Source organism: Luteibacter sp. OK325, assembly GCF_003050935.1.
In the GTDB taxonomy this organism is placed as follows: domain Bacteria; phylum Pseudomonadota; class Gammaproteobacteria; order Xanthomonadales; family Rhodanobacteraceae; genus Luteibacter.
The window spans coordinates 1-24,237 of sequence record NZ_QAOX01000006.1 but is presented as its reverse complement, the minus strand read 5'-3'; the positions used below and the strand labels follow the sequence as shown (position 1 = coordinate 24,237).

Annotated in this window: 19 protein-coding genes; 14 read left to right on the top strand and 5 right to left on the bottom strand. The window is 65.9% G+C overall.

The features are described from left to right. The first annotated feature begins 256 nt into the window (after window positions 1-256). The 6 genes from C8J98_RS13665 (at window position 257) to C8J98_RS13640 (ending at window position 7,801) form a co-directional block, all read left to right on the top strand. The gene (locus C8J98_RS13665; RefSeq protein ID WP_158272708.1) at window positions 257-1,495 is read left to right on the top strand and encodes a substrate-binding domain-containing protein; all 1,239 of its coding nucleotides are present in this window, start codon (window positions 257-259) and stop codon (window positions 1,493-1,495) included. A 123-nt stretch (window positions 1,496-1,618) separates the two neighbouring features. Continuing rightward, window positions 1,619-2,056: a hypothetical protein gene (locus tag C8J98_RS13660; protein WP_107913762.1), complete on the top strand. Its 438-nt coding sequence runs from the start codon at window positions 1,619-1,621 to the stop codon at window positions 2,054-2,056. Then, the gene (locus tag C8J98_RS13655; protein ID WP_107913761.1) at window positions 2,053-2,700 is read left to right on the top strand and encodes a prepilin-type N-terminal cleavage/methylation domain-containing protein; all 648 of its coding nucleotides are present in this window, start codon (window positions 2,053-2,055) and stop codon (window positions 2,698-2,700) included. Before C8J98_RS13660 ends, C8J98_RS13655 begins: the two co-directional genes overlap by 4 nt. Beyond that, complete coding sequence (locus C8J98_RS13650) at window positions 2,697-3,638, top strand: type II secretion system protein GspK (RefSeq protein WP_158272707.1); 942 nt, start codon at window positions 2,697-2,699, stop codon at window positions 3,636-3,638. The genes C8J98_RS13655 and C8J98_RS13650 overlap by 4 nt, the downstream gene beginning before the upstream one ends. 104 nt (window positions 3,639-3,742) lie before the next feature. Continuing rightward, window positions 3,743-6,022 carry a type II secretion system secretin GspD gene (gene gspD / locus C8J98_RS13645; protein WP_107913759.1) on the top strand — a complete coding sequence of 760 codons (2,280 nt, stop codon included), beginning with the start codon at window positions 3,743-3,745 and terminating at the stop codon, window positions 6,020-6,022. 87 nt (window positions 6,023-6,109) lie between these two features. Then, on the top strand, window positions 6,110-7,801 hold the full coding sequence (locus C8J98_RS13640) for an EAL domain-containing protein (protein WP_107913758.1): 1,692 nt from the start codon (window positions 6,110-6,112) through the stop codon (window positions 7,799-7,801). Here the strand turns inward: C8J98_RS13640 and C8J98_RS13635 are convergent. Beyond that, on the bottom strand, window positions 7,786-8,457 hold the full coding sequence (locus C8J98_RS13635) for a hypothetical protein (protein WP_158272706.1): 672 nt from the start codon (window positions 8,455-8,457) through the stop codon (window positions 7,786-7,788). The two genes, C8J98_RS13640 and C8J98_RS13635, sit on opposite strands and share 16 nt — an antisense overlap. A 70-nt stretch (window positions 8,458-8,527) precedes the next feature. Here C8J98_RS13635 and C8J98_RS13630 point away from each other — a divergent pair, with 70 nt between their 5' ends. The 4 genes from C8J98_RS13630 to sodC all read left to right on the top strand — a co-directional run bounded on the left by C8J98_RS13630 (window position 8,528) and on the right by sodC (window position 12,592). Beyond that, window positions 8,528-10,081: a YdiU family protein gene (locus C8J98_RS13630; protein ID WP_107913756.1), complete on the top strand. Its 1,554-nt coding sequence runs from the start codon at window positions 8,528-8,530 to the stop codon at window positions 10,079-10,081. A gap of 49 nt (window positions 10,082-10,130) precedes the next feature. Then, a complete protein-coding gene (locus C8J98_RS13625) occupies window positions 10,131-11,189 on the top strand; it encodes a methyltransferase (RefSeq protein WP_107913755.1) in 1,059 nt (352 codons plus the stop codon). After that, complete coding sequence (locus tag C8J98_RS13620; protein ID WP_107913754.1) at window positions 11,186-11,890, top strand: 16S rRNA pseudouridine(516) synthase; 705 nt, start codon at window positions 11,186-11,188, stop codon at window positions 11,888-11,890. The genes C8J98_RS13625 and C8J98_RS13620 overlap by 4 nt, the downstream gene beginning before the upstream one ends. A gap of 162 nt (window positions 11,891-12,052) precedes the next feature. Further along, the gene (gene sodC / locus C8J98_RS13615) at window positions 12,053-12,592 is read left to right on the top strand and encodes a superoxide dismutase family protein (RefSeq protein ID WP_107913753.1); all 540 of its coding nucleotides are present in this window, start codon (window positions 12,053-12,055) and stop codon (window positions 12,590-12,592) included. Between the two features lie 104 nt (window positions 12,593-12,696). Here sodC and C8J98_RS13610 read toward each other — a convergent pair whose 3' ends face one another. From C8J98_RS13610 to C8J98_RS13595, 4 genes are all read right to left on the bottom strand, one after another. Further along, complete coding sequence (locus C8J98_RS13610; protein WP_107913752.1) at window positions 12,697-13,770, bottom strand: GGDEF domain-containing protein; 1,074 nt, start codon at window positions 13,768-13,770, stop codon at window positions 12,697-12,699. A gap of 201 nt (window positions 13,771-13,971) precedes the next feature. Continuing rightward, window positions 13,972-14,895: an oxygenase MpaB family protein gene (locus C8J98_RS13605; RefSeq protein ID WP_107913751.1), complete on the bottom strand. Its 924-nt coding sequence runs from the start codon at window positions 14,893-14,895 to the stop codon at window positions 13,972-13,974. 7 nt (window positions 14,896-14,902) lie between these two features. After that, window positions 14,903-15,865 carry a CorA family divalent cation transporter gene (locus C8J98_RS13600; protein ID WP_107913750.1) on the bottom strand — a complete coding sequence of 321 codons (963 nt, stop codon included), beginning with the start codon at window positions 15,863-15,865 and terminating at the stop codon, window positions 14,903-14,905. A 60-nt stretch (window positions 15,866-15,925) separates the two neighbouring features. Further along, complete coding sequence (locus C8J98_RS13595) at window positions 15,926-16,351, bottom strand: OsmC family protein (protein ID WP_107913992.1); 426 nt, start codon at window positions 16,349-16,351, stop codon at window positions 15,926-15,928. 116 nt (window positions 16,352-16,467) lie between these two features. Between C8J98_RS13595 and C8J98_RS13590 the strand changes: the two genes are divergently transcribed. The 4 genes from C8J98_RS13590 to C8J98_RS13575 all read left to right on the top strand — a co-directional run bounded on the left by C8J98_RS13590 (window position 16,468) and on the right by C8J98_RS13575 (window position 24,002). Then, the gene (locus C8J98_RS13590) at window positions 16,468-16,767 is read left to right on the top strand and encodes a GNAT family N-acetyltransferase (protein ID WP_107913749.1); all 300 of its coding nucleotides are present in this window, start codon (window positions 16,468-16,470) and stop codon (window positions 16,765-16,767) included. 262 nt (window positions 16,768-17,029) lie between these two features. Continuing rightward, complete coding sequence (locus tag C8J98_RS13585) at window positions 17,030-19,108, top strand: S9 family peptidase (protein ID WP_107913748.1); 2,079 nt, start codon at window positions 17,030-17,032, stop codon at window positions 19,106-19,108. Window positions 19,109-19,225: 117 nt separating this feature from the next. Further along, the gene (locus C8J98_RS22535) at window positions 19,226-20,773 is read left to right on the top strand and encodes an EAL domain-containing protein (protein WP_107913747.1); all 1,548 of its coding nucleotides are present in this window, start codon (window positions 19,226-19,228) and stop codon (window positions 20,771-20,773) included. A 217-nt stretch (window positions 20,774-20,990) separates the two neighbouring features. Next, entirely contained in the window at window positions 20,991-24,002 is a 3,012-nt protein-coding gene (locus C8J98_RS13575) for a ligand-binding sensor domain-containing diguanylate cyclase (protein WP_158272705.1), read from the top strand. Window positions 24,003-24,237: the final 235 nt, after the last annotated feature.

The following is a 24,237-nucleotide window of genomic DNA, read 5'->3' as shown; positions in this document are numbered from 1 at the left end:
TGCAACAAAGCGTGGAACATAGGGAGGGCGTTGCCCTCCCTATGCGTTTCATGACAGCCGATATGAACGTTCAGTTCGAGCGTGATTCACGACACACTCGCGCTTGCCGAAATCACCGAACCGTCATACGCACGGACACCGCATTGGCACGACGGGGTAACGACGCAAGGTGATGCTTGCAAGGCCTCCACTCCGGGGGGCTTCTATGCAAAGGGGTAACACCATGCGTTGCGATTCTTCGATGGGAAACACCAGCATGAAGTTCATTGCGGGCGCAATTTTCATGTGCCTCGCTTCCGCCGCTAGCGCGGCCACCACGCTCGTCGGCGGTGGCGCCACGCTGCCGGCCATCGGTTACACCGGCTCCGCGACGAACCCGGCCGGTTCGCCGATCACGCCCGCTGCGGGTTCGCTGTTCGGCTCGTACGGTGGCAACCCGGTCACCTACTGCCCGACCGGCAGCGGCGCGGGCAAGAAGGTTCTCGCCGGTAACGATCCCACCAACTTCCAGGTCAACGGTACCTGCGGCAGCACCACCCCGACGAACTTCGGCGGCGTGGGCCTTACCCAGGCGTTCTTCGCTGGCTCGGACGCTCCGCTTTCGCTGACCGAATACAACAACTATGTGCTTGGCCATGGGACGGGCACGCAGCCGACGCAGCTTCCGGCCATCGCCGGTGCCGTTGGCATCGCTTTCAAGAAGACTGGCGTCAACGCGCTGACGCTTAGCGAAGACCAGATCTGCGGCGTCTTCTCCGGCAGGATCACTGACTGGAAAGACCTGACTGCAAACGCCGTCACCGGTCCGATCAACGTCGCCTACCGCAGCGATGGCAGCGGCACGTCGTTTTCGTTCCTGAACCACCTTACTGCCGTCTGCCCGACCGTCGCGCATCCGGCCACGAGCTTCCAGACGCTTCAGGCCTATGCCACCGGCGCCTCGTCGTATTTCTCGGCGTACGCCAGCTCTGTCGGCGCAAGCGGCAACGCGGGCGTGACCGCTGCCGTCGCCGCGACGGACGGCTCCATCGGCTACGCTGAAGTCGCCAATGGCGTCCCGGGTGGCGTGAAGATTGCCTCCGTGACGAATACGGCCGGAACGACCATCAACCCGCTCACCGGCTTCGGCCCGACGGCGATTGCGGTCAACGTGGTTTTTGACAAGGCTATCGCCGATGCGCCCGCTACGGGCACTGGCCGTCCGGTACTGGTCTCGCTGCCAGTGACGGGTACCTGCGTCGGCCTGGTGAGTCCGGATGACTACGCCAACCCGGCGTCCGGCTATCCGATCATCGCCATCACCAACCTGCTCGGCAACAAGCAGGGTAACGGTACCGATACGGCTGCGGTTCGCACCCTGCTTGGTTCGCCGTACAACACCGCGATCCGCACGGCGGTGACCAAGATCGGTCGTGCTGCCACGGGCTATGCCTGGTTGAGCAACGCCGCCGGCGTCCTGAGCCAGACCAAGGTCGACAGCTGCATCGTCAACTGATCCACGCTTTTCGTCCAGGAAGGATGGGCAAAGGGGTGGGCACAAGCCTGCCCCTTTGCATCGTCATATCCACTGTCGATGTTGCGACTCGCAGTTGAAACAATGAGGTGCAAGCCTCGCACCATGGCCCGCTCAACGAACATTCGCCGGCATGCGGAAGGCGGCTTCAGCCTGCTCGAGACGATCGCTGCGATCCTCCTGCTGGCACTGGCGTTTGGCGCCGTCATGCATGTGGCCGGAGCGGCCACCGAGGTGACGGGGCGCGCGCGGGAACTGAATCGCATCGCCATGCTGGCCGACACCACGCTGGATACCGCAGGGCGCCGGGAGCTGTTGCATGATGGCACGCAGACCGGCTGGTACGACACGCGTCACCAATGGCGCATGATCGTTTCTGCGCAGCAAGCCTTCCCGGGCCAGTCCCCGGACCTTCACGTGTATCGCATCGATCTCGATATCACCTGGCGCGACGGACGCGCGGGGCGTAGTGCGCACTTCGCGACGTTGCGGTTGCAGGATGAACCCAGGCCCATGTCCGCGACATCGGTGGCCGGCCCATGAATGCCACACGCGGGTTCAGCCTGATGGAAGTGCTCGCGGCCCTGGCCCTGCTGGCGATACTGCTGCTCGGCGTCTATTCGGGCGTTCGGTCGACGACGCTGAGTGTCGGTCATGGTTCCGCGGTGATCGCGCGCCTCGACGAGGTACGTGGGGCCAGGGAATTTCTGCGCAGGCAACTGTCATCGGCGACCGCACTGCCATGGAAAATGACCGACGATGACGTGCCGGTTGTCTTCGATGGCGATGGCACGCATGTCCGTTTCGTCTCCACCTTGCCCGGTTACCTTGGAAAGTTGGGGCCGCAGGTGATTGAAATCACGCTTGCGGACGATGGCGAGGAAGGTCATTCGCTGGAGGTGCGCCTCTCGCCGCTTCCGGGAAGCCAGTCCAACGTTGTTGCCGGCGCGCAAGATGTCCTTCTCACCCATGTGCGCTCGCTGCACATACGCTACGCACATCGCGATTCTCCCGTATGGAAGGATCACTGGAACGAACCCATGGTGTTGCCGGGTGCCGTCGAAATCAGCGTGGTTCCGGAAGAGGGTGGCGATGGATGGCCGCCGTTGCTTGTAGCGCCACGGCAGGATCCCGATGCGGTGAACGTGCGCGGAGCAGCTCGCCGATTGCTGGGGTCGACGCGATGAAGCAGGCGCAACGAGGCGTCGCCTTGCTTGTCGTGCTATGGGCGTGCACCTTGCTCGCCATCCTGGTCGGTGGCTTCGCGAGCATCGCTCGTGTCGAAGCGTTGCAGACGCGCTTCACGCTCGGCCAGCAGCGTGCGCGCTACGCTGCGGAGGCGGGGATCATGCGGGCCATCGTGCTGGCCGAATCGCACCATCGGCAGGCCATGCTCGAGCAGACTGGGGGGGCGCCGTCAGTAGACATCAGCGTGCCGGGCGATGGCAGGTCATTGGCATTCGAGTTCGATCATGTGCACGTGACCGTGGGCATGCTCGACGAAACCGGAAAGGTCGATATCAATACCGCCGATCCTCGCGTGCTTCGGGCCCTTTTTGTCGCGGCGGGCTGTCAGGAGGCGCGTGCCGATGAGCTGACACGCCACGTAGTGGCATGGCGTGGCCCTACGGCTAGCCCTGTGTCGGACGACGTTACGTCGCCTCCGTCGATGCTCCTGATCTCCGGCGGCAGCCCATCGAAGCGTTACACGGCATTTGCTGCCATCGAGGAACTGCAGGGGTTACCGGGCATGGATCCGGCGCTGTACAACACCGTGGAGCCGGCGATCACGATCTGGTCCGGGCGACCGGCGCCTGAGCCTGATTTCGCGCCTGTCCTTGCCATGGCGGCGGTGCGGGGCCTCGACCCGGCCCGTGCGCGCGAAGTCGTTCTTGCGCGTGACAGTGCTCCACCCGGTACTGTTCTGCAGAACCTTCCTGGCGGTATCACCCTCGGGGGCGCTGTGCCGGGCAACACCATCACATTCCGCGCTGATGCCGACGACGGCCATGGCTCCCGCACCACCGTGGAGGCGACGGTGCAGTTTCCGATGGTTGGGCTGGAACGCGGCGCTAACGAGAGGCTGTATACCGTCTTGCGCTGGCGGGATGGGCCGTCGAGTTGACCGGCCGAAGTGGCTAACTGTCGCAACCATGGGTAGTCTGCGTCACGGGCTGGCAACACGTACCCTCCAATCTCGCAGGCTTCAACGACCATGATGGTTCTTGCATGACGCGTTTTCTTACGATCGGCGCCACGGCGCTGGCGGTTGCGCTGGCAGGTTGTTCCACACTGCCCCAGCCCAGCGACGATGGTGCGTTGCAACGCGAAGCCATGGCCGGTACCGAACTACCTGCGCCCAAGCCGCGCATCATGCCGTCGACCAACCCGACGGCACCGACCAATGTGCCGCCGCAGGTCACAACGGGCACGGGCGAGTTCATCAGGCCGGTCGGCCTGGCCAAACCGAAACCGGTCGCCGAAGGCGCGGGCACGGTGACCTTCAATTTTGAAAATCAGCCGGTCGAGTCGGTGGTGAAGGCGATCCTCGGCGACCTGCTGCATGAAAACTACTCGATCGTGCCGGGCGTGCAGGGCAACGTGTCCTTCTCGACCTCGCAGCCGGTCACGGCCGAGCAGGCCCTGCCGATCCTCGAGACGCTGCTGTCGTGGACGGGCAATGCGCTCGTGCACACAAACGGCCGTTACGTGGTCATGCCAGCGAAGGATGCCGTCGCCGGCAACCTCGTGCCGAGCATCGGCGCGTCCGCGCCGGCCGGCGGCCTCCAGGCACGCCTGTTCCCGCTGCACTTCATCTCCGCGACGGAGATGCAGAAACTCATCAAGCCTTTCGCGCGCCCGGACGCGACACTGCTCGCCGATCCGACGCGCAACGTACTGGTCATGGCCGGCACACCGACGGAACTAGACAACTACCAGCGCACCGTTGCCACGTTCGACGTGGACTGGTTGCGCGGCATGTCCGTGGGCGTATTCAGCCTGCAGCGTGCCCAGGTGAAGGACCTCACGCCCAAGCTCGAAGGCATCTTCGGCGACAAGGGCAATACGCCGATGGCCGGCATGCTGCGCTTCATTCCGATCGAGCGGACCAACTCCCTCGTCGTGCTCAGTCCGCAGCCGGCCTATCTCGACGAAGTGCGCAGCTGGATCGATCGCATCGATCGCGGCGGTGGGAACGAGCCGCAGCTGTACGTCTACGACGTGCGTAATGTGCAGGCCTCCGACATGGCCGACTACCTTTCGGACATCTATGGCAGCGGGTCCGGTGGCGGGCGCTCGGGCGATCGCGGTGGCAAGGTCGGCCCGGGTCTGAGCTCCGGCACGCTCGGTGGTGGCGACAGCGATATGGGCAATCGTGGCGGTTCCGGCGTCGGTAGCAGCACGGGTGCCTTCGGCAACACCGGTTCGTCATCAACCGGCTCCTCGACGACCGGCGGCTTGTCGTCAGGTACCGGCACAAGTACGGGTTTCGGCGGCAGCACGGGTAGTTCGGGCTTCGGCGCAGGCTCGGGCTCCTCCGATGACAGCTCGGGCGATTCGGGCAACCGCCACTCCTCGACCACCACCGACGACGGCGTGCGCATCACCTCGGTGGACTCGAACAACCAGCTCATGGTGCGTTGCCGTCCGGCGCAGTGGACCGAGATCGAAGAGGCGATCAAGCGGCTGGACGCCGTGCCGATGCAGGTGCAGATCGAGACGCGCATCCTCGAGGTGACGCTCTCGGGCGATCTCGAATTCGGCGTGCAGTGGTACCTCGAAGGCCTGACCGGAACGACCAACGGGCAACCGACCCAGCCCGGTAACAAGCATCAGTACGCGCTTGGTGGCGGTGGTGCGACCCTGGCGACGGGCGACAACTTCTTCTACTCGTTCGTCAACAACAACATCTCCGTCGCCCTGCACGCGATGGAGCAGAACGGAAACACCAAGGTGCTCTCCGCACCGTCGCTGGTGGTGCTGAATAACCAGAAAGCGCATATCGAAGTGGGCGACCAGATTCCGATCACGCAGACCTTCGTCAATACCGGCGCGAACACGGACAACACGATCGGCCAGGTGGAGTACAAGGACACTGGCGTGATCCTCAACGTGCGTCCGCGCGTGAATCCAGGTGGCCTGGTTTACCTCAACGTGAGCCAGGTGGTGAGCAGCCCGGGCATCAAGGACACCACCACGGGCAACTTCCCGATCCAGCAGCGCGAGGTCGCCACCCAGGTGGCCGTGCAGAGCGGGCAGACGGTACTGCTCGGCGGCCTGATCAAGCAGAACGACGCCCTGACCGATACCGGCATCCCCGGGCTCAACCAGTTGCCGATTGTCGGCCGCCTGTTCGGGACCACCAGCCGCACGCGGACCCGTACCGAGCTGATCGTCCTGATCACCCCCCGGGTGATCACCAACGGCGACGAGGCCAAGCAGGTCACCGACGAGTACCAGCGCAAGTTCGAGTCGCTCCGGCCCCTGGGCCAGCCCGCCACGCCTTGACTGCGGGGTGACCGAGGGTGCATACACCTACCTCACGGACCGCGCCCCACAGTGGGCGCGTGTTCCTGACGGGGGGAGACTCGATTGATGCAGGATCTGGCCGGCTGGTCCACAGTGCTGGAGCTGATGCCCACGGCGATGTTCGTGCGCGATGCTGCGCACCGCTGGGTGTTCGTCAACCGCATGGGCTGCGAATACTTTGGCGTGAAAGCCGAGGATGTGCTCGGCCGGACCGACACCGAGATCTTCCCGCCCGAGCAGGCCGCCCGTTTCGAGGCCGGTGACGACGCCGTACTGCGCAGCCAGCAGGTGGTCGAGACCGAGGAAACGGTGACCAACCCACAGGGCCACGTGCGCACCTTGCTCACGCGCAAGACCCGCATCGACCTGGAAGGCGCACCTCACGTGCTGGCCTCGGTCACCGACATCACCGAACTGCGTGAGTCCGAAGCCCACGTTCGCTGGCTGGCCTGCCACGACGCCCTGACCGGACTGGCCAATCGCACGGCCTTGTTCAGCCGGCTCGACGCCGCCATCGGGCGCGCGGCCAGCGGCGGCCTGCAGGCCGCGCTGTTCCACCTGGACATGGACGGCTTCAAGAAGGTCAACGACACCTACGGTCACCTGATCGGCGACGAGCTGCTGGTGCAGTTCGGCGCGCGGTTGCGCAGCGTCGTCGGCCCCGAAGACACCGTGGCGCGTATCGGCGGCGACGAGTTCGCCCTGCTGGTCGACCACGATGGCGAGCTCGACGTGCAGGGACTGGCCGAGCGCATCCTCACCCTGGCCGGCGAGCCCTTCGACGTACTCTCGACCACGACCTTCATCGGCACGTCCATCGGCATGGTCCTCATCGACGCCGATGCCGTGGCCGCGGGAGAAATGGCCCGCAAGGCGGACAGCGCGCTTTACGAGGCGAAGAAGAAACGTAACCGCCTGGTCGTCTATACGAAGGAGCTGGACGCCGCGCTGGCCCATCGCCGCGAAATAGAGAAGGCGCTGCTTGAAGCCCTGCTTACCGGCGAAGGCCTGAGCTGTCACTACCAGCCGATGATCCGCAGTTGCGACGGCACGGTGGTCGGCCTCGAAGCGCTGGCCCGCTGGCGGCATCCCACGCTCGGCGTGGTCTCGCCAGTGCAGTTCATCGCGGTGGCGGAAGAGACCGGCCTGATCGGCCAGTTGGGCGAATGGGTGCTGCGCACGGCCTGCGCCCGCATGGCGAAGCTCGATAACCTGTTCATCGCCGTCAACGTGAGCGCGGTGCAGTTACGCGACGACGACTTTGCCGAGATGATCATGCGCGTGCTGATCGAAACGCGCCTGTCGCCAAAACGCCTGGAGCTGGAGATCACCGAGACGGCCATCGTCAACGCCGATACCGCCGCGGTGCGGCTGCTCAAGGACCTGCGTCGGATCGGCGTGCGTATTTCGCTGGATGACTTCGGTACGGGCTATTCCAGCCTCACCCTGCTCAAGGACCTTGCCGTGGACAAGGTCAAGATCGACCGCTCCTTCGTGCAGAACGCTGCACAGGCCGGCGATTCCGCGGCCATCGTACGGGCGGTATCCAACCTCGGTGCCGCGTTGGGCCTGTGCGTGGTGGCCGAGGGCGTGGAGACCGAGCAGCAGCGGGCCTTCCTCAGCGAAGCCGGCTGCGACGAACTGCAGGGTTTCCTGTTCTCACCGGCCGTGGCCGAAGACCGCATCGACCGGGTGATGGGTCCATACCCGGCTCCGCTAGCCCTGCCCCTAGCACAGGCGGCTTATTCGGCCGGATAGGCGTCCGCAGGCATCGGCCAGGTGCGGCGGAGGTCCGGCATGCCCGGCATCGTGGTCGGCTGGGGTAACGGCAGCGGTGTGCGCGCATCCATCGTGCCGCCGGTGGCATCGCCGACGATGGCGATGATGCAGGCGCCACTTTCCTGCGAACTACCGAAGGAAAGCCGCCCCCAGGGCATCTGCATGACCATGTAGCGGTTGGGCAGCATGGAAGGCGCGGCGGGCAGGTTGGTTTCCGAGGCCGGCGCATGGAACATCTCGGCCAGCTCGCTGCGCGCGAAGCAAGGCCGTTGCTCCAGCTGGATCGAGGTGAAGCGCACCATCGGCACGTCGCCACCCTCGTTGAATCCGCGCGCCTCGAAGGCGCTGACGCGATAGCCGTCGCGGGTGACGAAGGGCACGCTGCGCACGATCAGTGGCGGTGCGTCGGCCGTGGCGTGCAGGCCGCCGGGCAGCTTGCCGGACAGGGCATCCACGGCGTTGGGCAGGGTGCCCATGGTCGTGTTGATGATCTCGACCAGGGTCTTGTCGCTTCGGGGCACGCTGACGGGGTTGGCCGCGACGGCGGGAGCCAGGGCGGCGGCAAGCAGGATGGCCAGGAGGCGGGTCGGACGCATGAGGGCCAGGATGGGGTGAGCGGGGGCGCTAGTTTGCACGAGTTGCGTACGCCCTTGCATGCGCCATGATTGCCCGGATATTGGAAACAACGTCCCACCCCTGATCCCGATGACAGACCTGCGTTTCGACAATGCCTTCGTCCGTGAGTTGCCGGCCGACTCCGAAATTTCAAACGGACCCCGCCAGGTCGCCGGCGCGGCGTTCTCGTGGGTGGAACCGACGCCGGTAGCCGCACCGCGGCTGGTCGCGGCCTCGGCGGAGGTGGCGGCCATGCTGGGCGTGTCGCCCGAAGCGCCGGATTTTGCGGACGTGTTCTCAGGCAATGCCCGCTGGCCGGGCATGACCGGTTACGCCATGGCCTATGGCGGCCACCAGTTCGGCAACTGGGCCGGGCAGCTGGGCGACGGCCGCGCGCTCGGCCTGGGCGAGGTGCTCACCGCCCACGACGGTCGCCAGGAGCTGCAGCTCAAGGGTGCCGGCCGCACGCCGTACTCGCGCGGGGCCGATGGCCGCGCCGTGCTGCGCTCGTCCATCCGCGAATTCCTCTGCAGCGAGGCCATGCATCATCTCGGCGTGCCGACGACCCGCGCGTTGTCCCTGGTGGTGACCGGCGACGAAGTGCTGCGCGACGTGATGTACGACGGCCACCCGGCCCTGGAGCAGGGGGCGATCGTCTGCCGGGTCGCGCCTTCGTTCATCCGCTTCGGCTCCTTCGAGCTGCCGGCGGCCCGCAACGACCTGGACCTGCTGCGCCGCCTGGCGGACTTCACCATCGCCACGCATTACCCGGCCTTTGCCGGCCTCGACGGGGAAGGGCGGTACGCCGCCTTCTTCGCCGAGGTCTGCGAGCGCACCGCACGCCTGATGGCGCACTGGATGCGCGTGGGCTTCGTGCACGGCGTGATGAACACGGACAACATGTCCATCCTCGGCCTGACCATCGACTACGGCCCGTACGGCTGGGTGGACGACTTCGACCCGGACTGGACGCCGAACACCACCGACCGTGCGCACAAGCGCTACCGCTTCGGCCACCAGCCGCGCGTGGCCTACTGGAACCTGCAACGCCTGGCCCAGGCGTTGTCGCCGTTATTTACCGGCGTCGAAGCGCTGCAGGCTGGCCTCGATCGCTACGTGGAGGTGTTCGAAGCCACCGACGCGGCGTTCTCGGCGGCCAAGCTCGGCCTGGTCAACACCCGCGAAGGCGACGAGGCGCTGGTCGCCGACCTGCGTGGCCTGCTCACGCTCGGCGGCATGGACATGACGATCTTCTTCCGCGACCTCGCCTTGCTCGACCTCGACGCGCCCCATCCGGGTGTCGTCGGGGCGGCGTACTACGAGGAAGAAAAGCGGGTGGCGACGCAGGAGGCGCTGGCTTCGTGGTTGCAGCGCTATGCGGAACGGGTGCGTGCGGATGACTCGCCGGCCTCGGAGCGCCTTGCCCTGATGCATGCGAGCAACCCGCGCTACGTGCTGCGTAACTACCTCGCGCAGCAGGTGATCGACAGCGCGGAGCAGGGCGACTACGCCCCGCTTCACGAGCTCATGGACACCCTGCGCCAGCCCTACGACGAGCAGGCGGGCAGGGATCACCTCGCCGGTCGCCGCCCTGAGTGGGCCCGTGACCGGGTCGGTTGTTCCATGCTTTCCTGCAGTAGCTGACGGGTGGCAGGGTAGAATCGGCGGCCCGGATCTTCTTCAGGCCCTCGCGTTGTCCGCTGGTTCCGCCTCCGATGCCGCTCTCGAAGCGCTTTTCGTCCCGTTCGCCACGGGCGATCTCGCGTGGCCGGCGTCGGGCGATGTGCTGATCCTGCGCGCGCGCGATGGCTTCGTGTTGCGGGAACAGCGCCGCCCCGGCTGGGTGTTGCAGCAGTCGTTCAAGCCGGCTTCCGACGCGCTGGCTCGCTCCGGGTTTGCGGTGAGTGCGGAGATTCCGGAGGGCCGCTTCAAGGTCATCATGGTGTTGCCCACGCGCCAGCGCGAAGAGTCGCGCGCCTTGTTCGCGCAGGCGATGGCACATGTGACGTCCGATGGCGTCGTGCTCGCCGCCGTACCGAATGCCGAGGGCGCGAAGACGGCCGAAGCCGACCTCGCGCTGCTGGCCGGCGGTGTGTCGAACCTCTCCAAGCACAAATGCCGGGTGTTCTGGACGCGTCACGGCGCCACGCCGGATCCGTCGTTGCTCGACGCATGGCTGGCACTGGACGGCGCGTTACCGATCGACGAGGGTCGCTTCGTCAGCCGCCGCGGCCTGTTCGCCTGGGACCGTATCGACATGGCCTCCGCCTTGCTTGATTCGGTTTTGCCCGCTGACTTCACGGGGCGCGTCGCCGATCTCGGTGCCGGCTTCGGGTATCTCGCCTGCCGGGTCATCGCGACGAATCCCGGCGTCGCCGCGGTGGACCTCTACGAGGCCGAAGGGCGCGCCATCGAACCGGCCCGGCGGAACGTGGCCGCGGCCGTTGCCGCGTCCGGCCGGTCCATCGCTACCCGCGTGGAGTGGCATGACGTCACCCATGGCATCGACGGTGGCTACGACGCCATCGTTTCCAATCCGCCCTTCCACCAGGGACGCGCCGACCAGCCTGAGCTGGGCCGCGCGTTCATTGCGGTCGCTGCACGCGCGTTGTCGCCGCGGGGCCGTTTCTGGATGGTGGCCAACCGGCATCTTGCCTACGAAGCCACGCTCGATGCGTGCTTCACCCATGTTCGTACCGTCGCCGAGCGCGACGGGTTCAAAGTGATCGAAGCGAAGGAGCCTCGTCGATGAAACTCGTGCGCCTGCTGGCGAACCTCGGCTATGGCAGCCGCAAACAGGTCGCGTCCATGTTCCGCGAAGGCCTGGTCACCGACGCCTCGGGCGAGGTGCTCTATGCCGACGACAAGGTCGAGCATGCCGATGTGCGCTTCGAAGGCGAGCCGCTGGATCCGCCGGCGGGCATATTGGTCATGTTGAACAAGCCTGCCGGTTACACCTGCTCGCGCAAGGACGTCGGTCGCCTCGTGTATGAATTGCTGCCGCCGCGCTACGGCATTCGCAATCCGGTGCTGTCGACGGTGGGGCGGCTCGACCGCGAGACCTCGGGCCTGTTGCTGTTCACCGACGACGGCCCGCTTCTGCACCGGATTATTTCGCCGAAGTCGTCGGTAGCCAAGGTCTACGAGGCCACGCTCGCCGACGACCTGCGCGGCGACGAAGCCGCTACCTTCGCCGCCGGCACGCTGATGCTCGACGGCGAAACCGATCCGCTGGAACCGGCGGCCCTCGAGGTACTCGGACCCCGCCACATTCGTCTGTCGCTCACCGAAGGCCGCTACCACCAGGTACGCCGCATGTTCGCCGCCATCGGCAACCACGTCGAAACCCTCGAGCGTGTGGCCCTGGGTGGCCTCACGCTGGAAGGCCTCGCCTCCGGCGAATGGCGCCAGCTAACCGCCGAAGACACCGCCAGAATCTTTGCAAAGCCGTGACGTTGTGGGAGCCGCTTCAGCGGCGATAGCCGGGTTGCCTCGAGCCCATCGCCGGCATAGCCGGCTCCCACACAGAGCTGGTCCCAGATCTTCTCCCTGTGGACCTTCTGTGCACACCGGGTGCAGTATCGGAGAGTCCACCCGATCCCCAAGGAGCATCCCATGACCAAGATCGCCATCGCCGTTGCCATCGCCAGCCTCTTCGCCGGTACAGCCACAGCGGGCAACGTCGTCGACAAGAGTGTCGTCGTCCCCATGACCCTGGTGACCACCGATGGGGCGGGCGCCTCCGTGGGTACCGTGACCGTCACCCAATCGTCCGGTGGACTCGTCTTCACCCCGGACCTCAAGGGCCTGCCGCCGGGCGACCACGGCTTCCACCTTCATGAGAAGGCCAGCTGCGATCCGGGCGAGAAGGATGGCAAGAAGGGTGCCGCGCTCGCGGCCGGCGGTCACTTCGACCCTCAGCACACCGGTAAGCACGAGGGCCCCGAAGCGATGGGTCATGAAGGCGACCTGCCGCGCATCACCGTTGGCGCGGACGGCACCGACACCACGGCGGTCACCGCGCCGCACCTCAAGAGCCTGGCCACGCTTAAGGGCCACGCGCTGATGATCCACGCAGGCGGCGACAACTACGCCGACGAGCCAGCTCCGCTCGGCGGCGGCGGTGCGCGTATCGCCTGCGGCGTGGTCAAGTAAGGGTCGGATGTTGTAGGAGCCGATTCATCGGCGATCCCCGCGGCAGCGGGGCGGGTTGCGGCAAGCACCCGATCGCCGATGAATCGGCTCCCACATTAGGAGCATCAAAAAAGGTCGATGCTGCCTAGTGCCACGGCCGAGCCGAGCTCGCCGAGCTTGGTCAGTGCCTCGTACCCATGCACGCTGTTGCGACCGTTTTCCTTGGCGAAGTACAGCGCTTTGTCCGCACGGTCGAGCACGATTTCGGGGTAGTCGTTCTCGGTGATGCGCGCGTAGCCGATGCTCACGGTTACGTGGCCCACCTGCGGGAACGCGTGCTCCGCGACGAAATGGCGGAAGCGGTCCAGCGCCATGTGCGCCACGCGTTCGTCCTGCGCGGCGATGAGCATGACGAATTCCTCACCGCCGAAACGGAACAGCACGTCACTCTGGCGGAAGCTGTGACGCATCTGTTGGGCGAGCATCAGGATGACCTCGTCGCCGTATACATGACCGTAGGTGTCGTTGATGCGCTTGAAGTGGTCGATGTCCAGGATGGCCAGCCAGATCTGCGAGACATCGCTCTCGAAGGGCAGGCGGCGCTCGTCCTCGCCCTTAGCCGCGGCGCGGGCGCGCTGGCGTTGCAGCTTCAGCAGGCGTTGCAGGCGCTGTTCGAAGCTGCGCCGGTTATACAAGCCGGTGAGCTTGTCGCGCTCGCTCTCGTTGAGCAGGGCGATGTAGTTGCCGTAGATGCGGGCATAGCCTTCGACCATGCTGCGCACGCCGTCCAGCGAATCCTCGGCCTCGAGCATCAGCGCGCCGATGGCCGCGTGCTCGCGCTGGATCGGGATCACCAGCCGGCAGGTGCCGTCGTCGGTGACATCGCTGATGGCTTCCAGGGTTTCCATGGCGCAGACGATGGTGTCGATCGGGTCGCCGTCGCGCAGGGGGTCCAGCGCTTCGACCACGAAGGCGCCTTCGGCGTTACGCGAGCAGACCACGATGGAATCCACCGGTAGTTGCAGGCTCTCGCCGCGCTTGCACAGGGTGACGCTGCTTACGGACACCAGTTCGGCCAGCGACAGCACCAGGCTGTGGTCGAGCGCGTCGATATCGCGATGGTGGGTGAACTCGGCCACGGAGGCGAGCAGGCGTGATTCCGGCGGACCGCCGGCAAGCGAATGCCAGGGCGACCTCATGGCCGCGCGATTCCTGCGACGTGGTGTCCGCTATGTAGGCAACTGGCTGGCACCGACCCCTTCCTCCCCCGAGTATTCCTATGTTGATAGCGGCACGGCGGCTGCAAACTTTAGGACAAATTCGGCAACAATGTAAGAAAGTGAGAACAGGTTCCGTTTTATGGCCTTCACGGATGTAATGGGATGAGCTAGGACATTCGATTACGTCGGCCAGTGCGACAGCAGGCCGGGATCGACGCCTACCCGGCGGCAGGAGCGCACATCGATGCCTTCAGTGAGCGCGAGGCGGAACAGTGGCGCCATGCCGCGCAACGTGCCGCGTGCCAACCGCGCCTTGCGCAGGTCATTGTCCGACCGCTGCAGCAGCGACGCCGCCCAGTCGGGAAGCAGGGCGGCGCCGGCGTGCAGGAACAGGTCGCGCGACAGGCCGGCCATCGGCACCGGCAGGTCCAGCTGGCGGAGCACCTCGAGCACCACGCGCGAGCGTTCGCCGAACACCAGTGACGGGAGCACCTTCGCGATATACGCGTCCATGTCGGCGACCGAGCCCGGCACGTCGCGCGCACCCAGGGCTTCGGCTACGCGGCGTGTCTCGTCCAGGTAAGCGTCGGCGACATGGGCCGGCACGGTCATGGGGCCGTAGGCGCGATAACCGGCGAGGAAGCTCGACATCTCGCTGACGTGCACCCAGGTAAGCAGGTCCGGATCGTCGGCGGAGTAGGGCAGGCCGGCTTCGTCCACGCCACGCACCTGGCCGTGGATCGTGCGAACGCGCTCGATCATGGCCTGCGCGTCGCGCGTGGGCGCATACGTCGTGGCGCCGACGAAGTGGGTGGTCCGGCGCAGGCGGCCGACCAGATCCTCGCGGAAGTTGGAGTGGTCCCAGACACCGGCCAGGGCACGCGGGTGCAGCAGCTGCAGGTACAGCGCACAGAGGCCGCCGGAGAGCATGCCGCAGAATTCCGAGTGCACGCGCCAGGTGACGCTGGAAGGACCGAACAGGCCGGGATCGCCTGCCGGATGCTCGTAGTCGATGCCGCCGGAAGGTGGGCGCGGGAATGCGGTGAGCACCCAGCGCCGGATAGGTGCGGACGCGGGACGAAGCAGGCGCGCGAAGGCTGTCATCGGTTCGTCAGTCCCCGGACCACCAGCCGCGCCACTTAAAGAAGAGCACGGGCAGGATCATGCTGATGATGATCACCGCCAGCGCGATGGGATAGCCGTAAGGCCAGTTGAGCTCCGGCATGTCCTTGAAGTTCATGCCCCAGATGCCAGCCAGGATGATCGGCGGAATGGTGGCGACCGAGGCGACGGTCAGCACTTTCATCACGTGGTTCTGGTCGGTGCTGATGAAGCCGAGCGTGGCATCGAGCAGGAACTGCAGTTTGTTGGTGAGCTGGTCGTCGAACTCGTCCAGCGTACGCAGGTCGTGGTCGACCACGCGCAGGCGCACTTCCACGTCCTCGGACATCCACTCCGGTTTCTTGGCGCGCACGAACGAGACGATGCGCTGTACGCCCAGCATCGACGAGCGGTTGCGTGCCTGCAGGCCCTCGAGCCGGCCTACCTCCAGCATGCAATCGCGCAGCACCGGGGTGCCGAGGCGCTCGGGCGTGAACACGCGGTCGGAGAGTTTCTTCAGCTCGGCCGAGACGTCTTCCATGCGCTGCGCGGCGAGGTTCACGATGGCTTCGATCAGGGTGGCCAGCACGTCGGCGCTGGACTCCCACCGATGCTCATGGCAGCTGTCGCTGGCCAGCTTGAACGCGGGCGACTCGGCGAAACGCAGCGTCATCAAGACGTGGTTGGTCACCACGATGCCGACCGGGCCGGGGTAGTGATCGTTGGCGGTGTCGGTGAAATAGGGAATGGACAGGTACATGGCGTCGTCGTCCGTACGGATACGGCTGGACAGGGCCAGGTTCACGATGTCGCTACGCTCGGGCACGCGCAACCCGGTGATCTCGGCGGCGCAGCGGCGTTCGTCTTCGTTGGGGTCGAACAGGTCGATCCAGATCGGCGCTTGCGGCTTGCCCATCCCGGTGGACCACTGGACGGGGCCGGTGCGATTGCCGTGTTCGTGAATGATCAGCACGTGCGATGGTGTCCTTGGCTACCCGGGAGCACCGCCGGCCAGGCCGGCGGCGCGGGCAGTTTACCCTTCCAGGGTCGCGTCCATCGTGATGGCGGCCTTGAGTACCTTCGATACCGGGCAGCCTTGCTCGGCCTGTTTGGCGATGGCTTCGAAGCCGGCCTGGTCGGTGCCGGGCACCTTCGCCTTCACGGTGAGATGGGCTTTGGTGATGGTGAAGCCGTCGCCGTCTTTTTCCAGGGTGATCGTGGATTTGGTCTCGATCTTGTCGGCGGTGAGGCCGGCGGCGTTGAGCAGGCCGGACAGCGCCATGCTGAAGCAGCCTGCATGCGCCGCGCCGAGCAGTTCCTCGGGATTGGTGCCGGGACCGTCCTCAAAACGGGACTTGAATCCGTACGGGGCTTCCTTGAGAACGCCGGTCTGACTGGAAATGACACCCTGGCCGTCCTTGATCCCGCCTTGCCATACTGCTGATCCCCACTTTTGCATGATGCTCTCCTCACTGGTGATGGAATGCCGATTGCGCGCATGCTGATCCTCGAACGTTACCGGCCGCTGCATCCACATAATGCGAAGGGGGCGGCCCGCCTTGATTGGAGAGAACGATGAGCGAAACGTCGAAACCGCTGGAAATCAGTCACGACACCGCGAACGAGCTGTTCGTGGCCAAGGTGGACGGGTATGACTGCGAGCTGGAGTACCGGCTGCAGGGCAAGATCATGAGCATTACGCATACCGGTGTGCCCTCGCCGGTGGGTGGGCGGGGCATTGCGGCGTTGCTGACGAAGTTCGCGGTGGAAACCGCCGAGAAGCAGCATTGGAAGGTGGATCCGGCCTGTGCTTATGCGGAAGCGTGGTTCAAGCGGAATCCGGAGTATTCGCATTTGTTGGTATCTGGGTCCTGAGGTAACCGGGTTATCGCCGATGAATCGGCTCCCACACAGGGATGACTCGGCTCCCACACAGGGATGACTCGGCTCCCACACAGGGATGACTCGGCTCCCACACAGGGATGACTCGGCTCCCATACAGGGCCGCTCCCTGTGGGAGCCGATTCATCGGCGATGCTCCTGCTCCTCGCGATGCTCCCGCTCTTGACCAGAGGCTCGCCGGAACCTGAACGGACGTGCTAGTTTTCGCGCTCCCCATTCAGATTCAGGGTCACCTATGCGAACGAAGTGGATTGCCGCCGCCGTGGCGCTTGCCTGTGCGGGCGTTGCCCAGGCCGACACTGCCGCGAAAGCCGGCGCCACGACGAAAACCGTGGATGATCCGCGCATCGCCGCGATCCTCGATTCGCTGGGCAAGGTCCGCACCGTCGAATCCGTAGCCCTGTCACCGGATGGCAAGCACCTGGCCTGGGCCGTTAAGACCAACGGCAAGCCGGTGGTCGAAGTGGCCGATGCCGACGGGCACAACGCGCGCCGCATCACCAAGTCGAGCGGCTGCAGCGAGATCGGTGTGATCTGGGCCCCCGATTCCCGGCACCTGGCCTTCCTCTCCGACTGCGCCGGCAAGGCGCCGGGCGTGGAAGAGGGCAAGCAGAACGACATCAACGTCGTCGATATCGCCGGCAAGGCCGCGCCGCAGCGCCTGACCCACCTCACCGGTTACATCGACGGCCTGGAGTGGCGTCCGGACGGCAAGGCGCTCGCCTTCCTCTATGTGCCCAATGCCACCCGCCGGGCCAGCGCCACGGCCGCGGCGAAAGTACAGACCGGCGAAGTCGGCGTCGAAGGCATCGAGATCCAGCAGGTGGCCATGGTCGAGGCCAGTGGTGGCGCAGTCACCACGCTGAGCCCGGCTGGCCTGCACGTCTACGAATTCACCTTTGCCCCGGACAGCCGCCGCATCGCCTACGTGGCAGCCGAACCGCCGGGCGACAACAACTGGTGGGTGGCCAAGCTCTACGTGCAGCCCGCCGCGCCGACGGCCAAGGGCAAGCCGGTGACCGTGGTCGACACCGCCACGCTCAGCGGTCCGCTCAAGGACCTGCAGATGGCCGTGCCGCGCTTCTCGCCGGACGGTTCGCGGATCGCCTTTATCGGCGGCCTGATGAGCGACCAGGGTTCCACCGGTGGCGACATCTGGACGGTCTCGAGCAACGGTGGCGCCGCACCGGTCGACGTCACGCCGGGCATCACCACCACGCCGGCCTGGATCGCCTGGACGGGCGCGGATGAACTCCTCGTTTCCGAAGCCGCCGCCGGCGCCAGCCGCGTGTCGCATTACGCGCTTTCGGCCAATGGTGAAGCCTCCGCGACGACGCTGTTCGAACTGCCGATGACGATCGGCGATGGTCGCCTGTCGATGTCCGTGTCGCTCAACAGCGACGCCAGCAAAGCCGCGTTCACCGCCAGCTCCTACGACAAACCATACGAAGTGCACCTCGCCAGCCTCGACGGCAAGGCCGCACCCGAAGCCATCACCTCGTTCAACGCCGGCCTGAAGCCGTCGTGGGGCAAGGCCGAGTCCATCACCTGGACGAACGAAGGGCACGACGTGCAGGGCTGGCTGTTGTACCCGGCCAACTACAACCCGAAGAAGCACTACGGCATGATCGTCTCGATCCACGGTGGTCCGGCGGCAGCCGTGACGCCGCGCTGGCCGGGTGCGGGTTATGGCGGTGCGCCGCTCTCCGCACTGGGCTACTTCGTCTTCATGCCCAACCCGCGCGGCAGCTACGGCCAGGGCGAAGCGTTCGTCCAGGCCAACCGCAAGGACTTCGGCTACGGCGACCTGCGCGACGTGCTCGCCGGCGTCGATGCCATCGAAAAAAGCCATGCGGTCGACGACAAGCGCCTCGGCCTCACCGGCTGGAGCTATGGCGGCTTCATGACCATGTTCGCCGTTACCCAGACGCATCGCTTCAGCGCCGCCGTGGCTGGTGCCGGTATCTCGAACTGGCAGAGTTATTACGGCCAGAACCTGATCGACCAGTGGATGAAGCCGTACTTCGGCGCCTCGGTGTACGACGATCCGGGCGTGTACGGGAAGAGTTCGGCGATCAACTTCATCAAGGAAGTGCGCACTCCGACCCTGATCGTGGTCGGTGAGCGCGACGCCGAAACGCCGGCGCCGCAGTCGTTCGAGTTCTGGCACGCGCTGCGTGCCCAGAACGTGCCGACCTCGCTGGTGGTCTACCCCGGTGAGGGGCATGGTTTCGCTCGCGATGCCAGCCGTCGCGACGTGCTGGCCCGGGCCCTGGCCTGGTTCGACCGTTACCTTCCCGCGACCGGCAAGTAGGCAGATTGCGTTTTTCCGCCGACCCATCATCATTCGGGCTGGTTTCGACACTAAAGTCGGGGGCGATGGTGGCCGATACTCCCAAGGGAAGCGTCTTGTGCAGGGCCGGAGCGTGGCGTGCTGACAAATCGTAGCGACGCCGGTCTGAACCTGGCGATGGCGAAGTGCGCTCGCTGGTCCCTCATCGGGCCCGGCGAGGGCGACCGCTGCTCGGGATTCAGCACGGTGGGTGCCGGCCTCGGCTGGCTGGTCGCCCTTATCGTCGTCAGCGCCCTGGCCGGCCTGGTCATCGGCTGGCTGTATACGCAGCGGCGGCGGCTCAACGCACGCCTGACCGATCCCCGCGAGCAGGCGCGCCGCGCGCTCACCTTCCACGCCTACCACGACACGCTTACCGGGCTGCCCAATCGCGCCTACCTGATGCAGGAACTGGAGCAGGCGCTCGCCGCGGCGGAGACCCCGTCGCTGGCGGTGCTGTTCATCGACCTCGACGGCTTCAAGTCGATCAATGACACCCTCGGCCACGAGGCTGGCGATGCCTTTCTGCGCGCCGTGGCCAGCTCGCTACGCAGCAGCGTGCGTGAGCGTGACGTGGTGTCGCGCTTCGGCGGCGACGAGTTCGTCGTGGTCGTGCAGTCCTACGGCGGCCTCGAGAACCTCATTCGCGTCTGCCGCAAAGTGCTCGACCTGGTATCGCAGCCGGTGAACGTCGCCGGCCAGTTCGTCGCCGTGAGCCCGAGCATCGGCATTGCCGTGGCGCCGCGCGACGGCGACGTGGCCGAAACCCTCATCCGCAACGCCGACGCCGCGATGTACGCCGTGAAGGAAACCGGCAAGGCCGATTTCCGCTTCTACGAAGAGGGCATGCTGGAACAGGCGCGCGAGCGGCTCGCCCTCACCGTGGAACTGCGCGAGGCCCTGCAACGCGGCGAACTGGACGTGGAATACCAGCCCAAGCGCAACCTGCGCGACGGCACGCTGGCCGGTGTCGAGGCGCTGGCGCGCTGGCACCATCCGACGCGCGGCGACGTGCCGCCCTCGGTCTTCGTGGCGATCGCCGAGCGCTCGGGTCTCATCCACGGCCTGGGCGAATACGTGCTGCGCTCCGTGCTCACGCAGGTCAAGCTGTGGGATGCCGCCGGCACCAACGTCGACTATGTCGCCATCAATCTGTCGATGCACGAGCTCAGCCGACCGGCCTTCGTCGAGACACTGGCCCGCACGGTGCGCTCCTACGGCGTCGATCCCACGCGCATCCGCTTCGAGCTCACCGAATCCACGGCCATGCGTGAGCCGGAGGAAACCCTGCGTCAGTTGGTCAAGCTGCGTTCGTACGGTTTCGACCTGCTTATCGACGATTTCGGTGCGGGCTACTGGAACCTCGGCCACCTGCGCGAGCTGCCCGTCGGGACGATCAAGATCGACCAGTCGTTCGTGCGCGGCAGCGACTCCAACCTCGTCGATCGCGAGATCACCGAAGCGATCGTCGGCCTGGCCAAGAAACTCAACATGCGCACGATTGCCGAGGGCGTCGAAACCGAAGCCCAGGCCGACTGGCTGCGCGAGCTCGGTTGCGACGTGGGACAGGGCTTCTTCTTCGCCCGCCCGATGACCCCCGCCGCGTTCAGCCGTTATCTCGATCCGACGTTGGTCTATGCAGGCTGACGCACGGCCGCGCCGCCCCCGCTTCTCGCGCTTGAGCGCTCGTGTCGTTGTGGGAGCCGCTTCAGCGGCGATTGCCTTTGCGGCAGCGATAACCCCCGTGGGAGCCGCTTCAGCGGCGATAGCCAGGTCGCCTCAATCCCCATCGCCGGCACAGCCGGCTCCCACAAAAGACCAGGCTCCCACAAAAGACCAGGCTCCCACAAAGGAGCCGGCTTCTGTGGGAGCCGCTTCAGCGGCGATACCTCCAACACCGACCATCGGCCTCGACCCCTGGGCCGTCTACGAAACCGCGTGGTTCGACACCGTCGGCGTCGCGGACGGGCTGCCGCACTCGACCACCACCGCGATCGTGCAGGACACGCGCGGCGTGATCTGGATCGGCACCTTCGGCGGCCTGGCCCGTTACGACGGTTACCGCATGCAGGTGTTCGGCCAGGAACCCGACGCCTACGCCGGCGCCGTGCTTCCCGACGCCTATGTGCGCGACCTCATGCCCCTGGCGGACGGCGGCCTGCTGATCGGCACCAATGCGGGCGGCCTGGTCCGCTTCGATCCGGTGACGACGCGCTTCCATGTCTACCCGGTCGGCGCGGGTGGCACCTCGAACGGCAAGATCTTCTCGATTGCGCGCGCCCGCGAACGCAACGTGTTCTGGATCGCCACCGAGGGCGGCATCGACCGCGTCGATGTGGGTACCGGCAAGATCACCCATGAGTCCGGTCAGCCCGGCGACGCCAAGGACATGCTGGCGCGTACCTTCGTGGTGACCGAAGACAAGGCAGGCAACCTCTGGGCGGGCGCAGACAACGGCCTGTTCGTGCGCCATCCGGGTGGGCGCTTCCAGCGCGTGGTTTCCGAAGATCCCGCGGTCAACGAAATCCTGCATGACCAGGTCTGGGCGCTGTTCGAAGACAGCCAGTCACGCCTGTGGGTAGGTAGTGGGCAGTCCGGCGCCATCTATATCGACGGCCAGGGCCATGGGCAACTCGTGCCCGGCTTCTCCGGCAAGAACGGCATGGCTCGCCGGCGCACGGTGCGCGCGTTCCACGAGACGCCGCAGCACGTGCTCTGGGCCGCGACGGACGGTGCCGGCGTGGTCACCTATGACCTGAATACCCATCAGTTGCGCATCCTGAGCCACGACGCGGCCATGCCATCGTCGCTGCCCGGCGACATCACGCGAGACGTTTTCCAGGACAGCACCGGCAACATCTGGGTGGCCACCGAACTCGGCGCGGCGCATTACGATCCGAACGGCCGCAAGGTGTTTTCCGTACTGCCATCGCCGCTACAGCCGCACACGCTGTCCAACGCCAACGTGCATTCGGTTTTCGTCGATCCGCGTGGACGGGTGTGGCTCGGCCTGGGCATGGGCCGTATCGATGTGCTCGACCTCGGCAAGGGCACGATGCGCCACCTGCAACTGGGCGGCGAGCAGGCCGAGCGCGATGTGCAGGCCTTCGTGGTCGCGCCCGACGGCTCGATCTGGGCCGGTGCGCAGGGCATCTCGCGCATCGATCCGGAGACCTTCGCCCTGCGCAGCTCGATGATTCCCAGTCTTGACGGCCGGCTCATCCTGGCGATGCAGCGCGATGGCAACGAGATCCTGATCGGCGGCTACGACGGACTGTTCAAGTACGACACGGTCACCGGCAAACTCATCCAGATGCGCCACGACCCGGCCGATCCGGCCAGTCTGGTCGGCGACCAGGTACGCCACATCGTGCGCATGCCGGACGCATGGTGGTTCGCCACCATCAGTGGCATCAGCATTGCCTACGACGGCCAGTCGGGCTTCGTGAATCTTCATCACGACCTCGCCGACCCGAACAGCCTGCCGCAGGATTACACCGGCTCGATGGCGTTCGATTCACACCATCGCCTGTGGTTGGGCACGTTCGGCGGCATCGCCTACCTGGACCAGTTCCACCCGCATGGTCCCTTCCAGTTCGGCCTGATCGGCGCACGCGAGGGACTGGTCAACAGCAAAATCAACGCGCTGCTGATCGACCACGACGACCGCGTGTGGGCATCGATGGCCAACGGCGTGGCGATGGTGGACACCGCCAGCCACCGTGTGTCCGACCTGGGCATTCGCGACGGCCTGCGCATTCCCAGTTATATCCACCGCGCCGCCGCGGAAGCGCCGGGCGGCGAGCTCATGTTCGGCGGCCTCGGTGGCCTGACCGTGATTCGTCCGTACTGGGTGGCGCCGCAGATCGTGCCGCCACGCATGGCGGTCACGCACGTGAGCATCAACGACAAGCCGCTGCCGCTGGCCGACATACCCGAAGACGGCGGCCGGATCACGATCGATGGTGACGGTCGTAACCTGCGCGTGGATTTCGCGCTGCTGGATTACCGCGCGCCGATGGAAACGCACTACGCCTACCGCATGGACGACGCCGACACGGGTTGGAACGAGGTGGCGCACGGCATTCCGCCCAGCGCCATTTACACCAACCTCGCCAGTGGCACGTACACCTTGCGGCTGCGCGCGACGATGCGTGGACTCGATGCGCGCACGGTGGAAACCTCGGTGCGTGTGGACGTGACCCCGCGCTGGTATGAAAGTCCATGGACCCTGCTGGCCGCGGTGGCACTGGCCGTCGCCGCCTTCTTCGGCCTGGTGTCGCTGCGCACGCTCTACCTGCGTCGCCGTGCGGAACTCCTGCAGGCGCAGGTCGATGCGCGTACGCGCGACCTCAAGGCTGCCAACGAGCGGCTCGACCATCTTGCCGGCACCGACGAACTCACCGGTTCGCTCAACCGCCGCCGCTTCCTCGAGCAGGCCGAACGCGTGCGCCAGGGCGCGGCCAACGACGGTATTCCCTTCAGCCTGGTGCTGCTGGATATCGACGACTTCAAGACCGTCAACGACACCTTCGGCCACCTGGCCGGCGACACGGTGATCCGCGAGACCATGCGGGTAATCTCGTCGATGTGTCGCGCCGACGATCTCGCAGGGCGTTTCGGCGGCGAGGAATTCATCCTCTGCCTGCCCGGCGCGCTGGCCGAGCACGCGCTGGATATCACCGAACGGGTTCGCCATGCGCTGGCGGCATTGGTGATCGTGCATGGTGACTACCGGATTCGCATCACGGTGAGTGCGGGCGTGGCGATGTGGCGTTCGCCGGAGTCGTTGAACTCATTGCTGGGGCGCGCGGATGAGGCGCTGTACGAGGCGAAGAACGACGGGCGTAATCGTAGTCGTATTGCTGGGTTGTAACGCCGCTTTATGTGGGAGCCGCTTCAGCGGCGACGCTCTTCCCAGCCCGCTGCGCGGGCATCGCCGATGAATCGGCTCCCACAGAGAGCTGGCTCCTACAGAGAGCTGGCTCCCACAGAGAGCTGGCTCCTACAGAGAACTGCAGTGGTCAAGCTTTTCTGGACACCTGCGTAGGAGCCTGAGCCGCCAGGCGCTCGAAGAGCGCTGGCGGGATGTCGTTTAGCCGCGAGTGCAG

What these genes read in the sequence shown, in the direction of transcription:
- C8J98_RS13620 (WP_107913754.1), top strand. Translation starts at nt 11,186, where the DNA reads ATGAAACTCGTGCGCCTGCTGGCGAACCTCGGCTATGGCAGCCGCAAA.
- C8J98_RS13640 (WP_107913758.1), top strand. Translation starts at nt 6,110, where the DNA reads ATGCAGGATCTGGCCGGCTGGTCCACAGTGCTGGAGCTGATGCCCACG.
- sodC (WP_107913753.1), top strand. Translation starts at nt 12,053, where the DNA reads ATGACCAAGATCGCCATCGCCGTTGCCATCGCCAGCCTCTTCGCCGGT.
- C8J98_RS13665 (WP_158272708.1), top strand. Translation starts at nt 257, where the DNA reads ATGAAGTTCATTGCGGGCGCAATTTTCATGTGCCTCGCTTCCGCCGCT.
- C8J98_RS13660 (WP_107913762.1), top strand. Translation starts at nt 1,619, where the DNA reads ATGGCCCGCTCAACGAACATTCGCCGGCATGCGGAAGGCGGCTTCAGC.
- C8J98_RS13595 (WP_107913992.1), bottom strand. Translation starts at nt 16,351, where the DNA reads ATGCAAAAGTGGGGATCAGCAGTATGGCAAGGCGGGATCAAGGACGGC.
- C8J98_RS13650 (WP_158272707.1), top strand. Translation starts at nt 2,697, where the DNA reads ATGAAGCAGGCGCAACGAGGCGTCGCCTTGCTTGTCGTGCTATGGGCG.
- C8J98_RS13655 (WP_107913761.1), top strand. Translation starts at nt 2,053, where the DNA reads ATGAATGCCACACGCGGGTTCAGCCTGATGGAAGTGCTCGCGGCCCTG.
- C8J98_RS13605 (WP_107913751.1), bottom strand. Translation starts at nt 14,895, where the DNA reads ATGACAGCCTTCGCGCGCCTGCTTCGTCCCGCGTCCGCACCTATCCGG.
- gspD (WP_107913759.1), top strand. Translation starts at nt 3,743, where the DNA reads ATGACGCGTTTTCTTACGATCGGCGCCACGGCGCTGGCGGTTGCGCTG.
- C8J98_RS13590 (WP_107913749.1), top strand. Translation starts at nt 16,468, where the DNA reads ATGAGCGAAACGTCGAAACCGCTGGAAATCAGTCACGACACCGCGAAC.
- C8J98_RS13630 (WP_107913756.1), top strand. Translation starts at nt 8,528, where the DNA reads ATGACAGACCTGCGTTTCGACAATGCCTTCGTCCGTGAGTTGCCGGCC.
- C8J98_RS13610 (WP_107913752.1), bottom strand. Translation starts at nt 13,770, where the DNA reads ATGAGGTCGCCCTGGCATTCGCTTGCCGGCGGTCCGCCGGAATCACGC.
- C8J98_RS13585 (WP_107913748.1), top strand. Translation starts at nt 17,030, where the DNA reads ATGCGAACGAAGTGGATTGCCGCCGCCGTGGCGCTTGCCTGTGCGGGC.